Annotated in this window: 6 protein-coding genes and 1 pseudogene; 5 read left to right on the top strand and 2 right to left on the bottom strand. The window is 63.4% G+C overall.

The genetic code is table 11. From position 1 onward, the window contains the following. Nucleotides 1-297 (bottom strand): annotated as a pseudogene (locus EN984_RS25395) (aconitate hydratase); the annotation flags it as partial. Nucleotides 298-577: 280 nt separating this feature from the next. On the opposite strand from EN984_RS25395, the gene ccmA reads away from it, so the two are divergent. From ccmA to EN984_RS25375, 4 genes are all read left to right on the top strand, one after another. After that, nucleotides 578-1,201: a heme ABC exporter ATP-binding protein CcmA gene (ccmA, locus tag EN984_RS25390; RefSeq protein ID WP_127268182.1), complete on the top strand. Its 624-nt coding sequence runs from the start codon at nucleotides 578-580 to the stop codon at nucleotides 1,199-1,201. A 25-nt stretch (nucleotides 1,202-1,226) separates the two neighbouring features. Beyond that, the gene (gene ccmB / locus EN984_RS25385) at nucleotides 1,227-1,892 is read left to right on the top strand and encodes a heme exporter protein CcmB (RefSeq protein WP_127268183.1); all 666 of its coding nucleotides are present in this window, start codon (nucleotides 1,227-1,229) and stop codon (nucleotides 1,890-1,892) included. 124 nt (nucleotides 1,893-2,016) lie between these two features. Then, nucleotides 2,017-2,184: a heme exporter protein CcmD gene (gene ccmD, locus EN984_RS25380; RefSeq protein ID WP_127268184.1), complete on the top strand. Its 168-nt coding sequence runs from the start codon at nucleotides 2,017-2,019 to the stop codon at nucleotides 2,182-2,184. Continuing rightward, on the top strand, nucleotides 2,181-2,759 hold the full coding sequence (locus tag EN984_RS25375) for a DsbE family thiol:disulfide interchange protein (RefSeq protein WP_127384029.1): 579 nt from the start codon (nucleotides 2,181-2,183) through the stop codon (nucleotides 2,757-2,759). Before ccmD ends, EN984_RS25375 begins: the two co-directional genes overlap by 4 nt. Before the next feature lie 157 nt (nucleotides 2,760-2,916). On the opposite strand, the gene EN984_RS25370 is transcribed toward EN984_RS25375, so the two are convergent. Further along, the gene (locus tag EN984_RS25370) at nucleotides 2,917-3,084 is read right to left on the bottom strand and encodes a hypothetical protein (RefSeq protein WP_013528833.1); all 168 of its coding nucleotides are present in this window, start codon (nucleotides 3,082-3,084) and stop codon (nucleotides 2,917-2,919) included. 261 nt (nucleotides 3,085-3,345) lie between these two features. Between EN984_RS25370 and EN984_RS25365 the strand changes: the two genes are divergently transcribed. Further along, nucleotides 3,346-3,981, top strand: a 636-nt coding sequence (locus EN984_RS25365) for an SMP-30/gluconolactonase/LRE family protein (protein WP_164765636.1), incomplete at its 3' end; no start/stop codon positions are given.

The following is a 3,981-nucleotide window of genomic DNA, read 5'->3' as shown; positions in this document are numbered from 1 at the left end:
GGCCGGAACGCCGGTGAAATCCTGCATCAGCACGCGGGCCGGGCGATAGGCGATCTCGACGCCGGCGGTGCCCTTGTCGGTCAGCCAGCCGGCCACCGCCTGGATCGATTCCTTGGTGACGGAGCGGCCGTCTTCGTTGCGCAGCAGGTTTTCCAGCAGCACCTTCATCGAATAGGGCAGCTGCGAGATGCCGGTGAGGCCGTTCTTCTCGGCCTCGATGAGGTCGAAATAGGCATACTCCGCGCCGCCTGCGGTCAGCGTGCGGCGGCAATTGAAACTGTCGAGGGATTTTGACACGTGCGATCCTTGTCTGTTCAGCCTGAAAGGGAACGGACGCCGATGGCATGCAATCACGCGCAAAGGTGCGGGTACGGCCATTTCCGCTGTCCGTTCCCAAGCAACCCGAGCCGTTCAAGGCGGCGCGTGCGCTGGTTCGGCGCTAATTCTGTTCCCGTGCCGACCGCTGGCACGGATGCACCGCATATAGAGAATTTTCTGGAATAGTTCTAGACAGTTGGAAAGCAAATTTGTGCGATGCGGCAGCGGCCGCGACACATGGTTTCAGGGCAGGCGAGGAATGCGGCTGATCGCCGAAAATCTGGGCGGCGAGCGAGGCGGCGAGGCGGTGTTTTCCGGCATCGATTTTGCCTTGGAGGAGTGTCAGGCGCTCATCGTCACCGGGCCGAACGGATCGGGCAAGTCGACCTTGCTGCGAGTCATCGCCGGGCTGCTGCCGGTGGCGCAAGGCAGCGTGAGGATCGAGGGTACCATGAAGATTGAAGACGGGGACGAAGCGTTCCCGTCTGTTGCCTCGGCCTGTCACTACCTTGGCCACCAGAACGCAATGAAGCCGGCGCTCAGCGTGGCGGAGAATTTGCGCTTCTGGCGCGACTTCAACGGCGACGGACAGCTCGGCGTCGAAGAGGCGCTGGAAACGGTCGGGCTCGGCGGCATCGGCCACCTGCCGTTCGGCTATCTATCGACCGGGCAACGCCGGCGCGCGGCGATCGCGAAACTGCTGGTCAGCCACCGGCCATTGTGGTTGCTGGATGAGCCGACAGCAGGGCTGGACAAGGCGTCGGAGGCGCGGTTTGCGGGGTTGATGGCCAAGCATTGCACGGATGGCGGGATGATTGTCGCGGCGACGCATCTGCCGCTGGGGATCGAGGGGACGGAGTTGAGGATCGGGGGAACTGGTTGATGATGGCGCGCGAGCATCTCATACCATGCTAGCGCTCTTCCTGCGCGACATCCGCCTCAACATCCGTGCCGGCGGCGGGGCGCTGACCGGGGTCATCTTCTTCCTCGCCGTCATCGCCACCATCCCGTTCGGAGTAGGGCCAGACCTGAAGCTGCTGGCCCGCATCGGACCGGCCATCCTGTGGATCGGCGCGCTGCTGTCCTGCCTGCTCGGCCTCGACCGGCTGTTCCAGGCCGACCGCGAGGACGGCTCGCTCGATCTCCTGGTGCTCGGCAATGATCGCCATATGCTGGCCTTGACGGTGCTGGTGAAATGCCTGGCGCATTGGGCGGGCAGCGTGCTGCCGCTGGTCATCGCCGCGCCCCTGCTCGGCCTGTTCATGAACATGGAGCCGCTCGGCATCGGCGCCACGTCGCTGACGCTGCTGGTCGGCACCCCGGCAATCACGTTCATCGGCGCCGCCGGTGCTGCGGTGGCAGTGGCGCTGCCGCGTGGCGGGCTGCTGATCTCGGTACTGGTGCTGCCGCTGACCATTCCGGTGCTGATCTTCGGTGTTTCGGCGAGCTATGGGGCGACCGCCAATCCCGATCCGTTTCTGCAGCCCTTCCTCATTCTTGCCGCGCTGACCCTGTTTCTTGGCGTGCTGGGCCCGGTCTCGGCGGCGCTGGCGCTGCGGCATGGAACGGATTGATGTGGCGTATGACTGCGGCGCGGCGACCGATTGCGAAGCCGACGGAGCGAGGCTAAGGGAAAGGCATGTCTAGACTGGGCGACATGATCGGCTTGGAAGCCCCCACTTCAGCGAGGCCCGTCGCATGAGCGCGCATGCACTCTACGTGACCGCCGCCTATGGCATTACGGCCGTGGTGCTGGCCGGATTGATCGGCTGGATCCTGCTCGACCAGCGGGCGCGCAAGCGCGAACTCGCCGAACTGGAGGCATCCGGCGTGCGGCGGCGCTCCGACAAGGCGGCAAAGCCATGACCACAGAAACGGAAACGCCACCCCCACGCACTCGTCGCCTGTTCGTGCTGTTGCCGCTGCTGATCTTCCTCGGCCTGGCCGGACTGTTCCTGTCGCAGCTGCTGTCGGGGCGCGATGCTTCGGAAGTGCCATCGGCCCTGATCGGCCTGCCGGCGCCGCAAACCAGCCTGCCTGCGCTGGAGGGGTCAAACCTGCCGGGGCTCGATTCGAAAACCTTCGCCGGCAAGGTCACATTGGTCAACGTCTTCGCGTCGTGGTGCGCGCCATGCCGCGAAGAGCACCCGGTGCTTCTGGCGCTGTCGCAGGATAAGCGTTTCACCATGGCGGCGCTGAACTACAAGGAACGGCCGGAAAATGCACGCCGGTTCCTCGGCGATCTCGGCAATCCGTTCCAGGCGATAGGGGTTGACGAAGCGGGCCGCGCGGCGATCGACTGGGGCGTCTACGGCGTGCCGGAGACCTTCGTCATCGGCAAGGACGGCAAGATCGCCTACAAGCATGTCGGCCCGCTGACGCCCGAGACGGCGAGGGATCTCTTGCTGCCACAGATCGACAAGGCGCTGGCGGCACGTTGATATTCAGGTGATGCCGGGCTGCAAACGGCGGCTTCCTGCGCTTCCGGTGCTCACGTACTTAAGTACGCTCCGCTCCGGTTCTCGGAAACCACCGTTTTCGTCTCGGCCTGACCTGAATCTCAACGCACCTTGGCGGTGCGTCTTATCGGACTCGAGATCAGCCGTAGATCTGCTTGTGGATCTGGTAGAGCATTTCCGAGCGGTCGGCGCGCATGTCGGCCAGATCGCGGCTGGAAAAGCTGTCGATTTCGGCGACAAGGCGGTTGTAGTGCTTGCGCTTGGCAATGCTGTTGCGAGCGCGGGTCATGAGACTGTCGAGGATCATAGCAAGGTTCCTTTTTTGGCGCCGCGTTTCGGCGGCGGTTTCTTCCTCCCTTGATCGATACGAAGCATGACATAGTAATGGTGCATTGCAAAAAGAAGATGTTGCAATGCACCATTGCGCTGGACGCATAGCCGGTTAATACGGCGCTAACGTCATGCGCAGAGCCGGCAAGCGATCTTTTGCATGACACTGTGCGTACCCACATTGCCTTCTGTCCCTCCGGCTGGCTTGATCCGGTGTCATTGATGCCGGGAGGAAAGCATGGCGGCCGCAGACTATTATGAAATTCTCGATCCGCGCTTCGCGCGCCTGTTCAACGGCAACGCGCAGGTCGAGAAGCTGTTCACCGGATGCCAGTGGGCGGAGGGGCCGGCCTGGTTCGCCGCCGGCCGCTATGTCGTCTGGTCCGACATCCCCAACAACCGCATGCTGCGTTATGACGAAACCGACGGCAATGTCAGCGTCTTCCGCCAGCCGTCCGGCAATTCGAACGGCAACAGCGTCGACCGGCAGGGCCGGCTGATCACCTGCGAGCATTCGGGCCGCCGTGTCAGCCGCACCGAGTTCGACGGCTCGGTCACCACGATCGCGTCCAAATGGAAGGGCAAGCGGCTGAATTCGCCCAACGACGCGGTGGTGAAATCCGACGGCTCGATCTGGTTCACCGATCCGAGCTACGGCATCGATACGGATTATGAGGGCGACAGGGCCGAGAGCGAAATCGGCGCCTGCCATGTCTACCGGGTCGATCCCGGCACGGGCGAGGTCGAAGCCGTCATCACCGACATGGTCCGGCCCAACGGCCTGGCTTTCTCGCTCGACGAGAGCAAGCTTTATGTCGTCGATACCGGCCGCACGCATGGCGCGCAGAATCCGGCGCATATGCGGGTTTTCAAT

The sequence above is a fragment of the Mesorhizobium sp. M7A.F.Ca.CA.004.12.1.1 genome, assembly GCF_003997835.1.
GTDB lineage: Bacteria > Pseudomonadota > Alphaproteobacteria > Rhizobiales > Rhizobiaceae > Mesorhizobium.
Note: the sequence above shows the minus strand (reverse complement) of the source record. Positions and strands in the feature narration are given on the sequence as shown.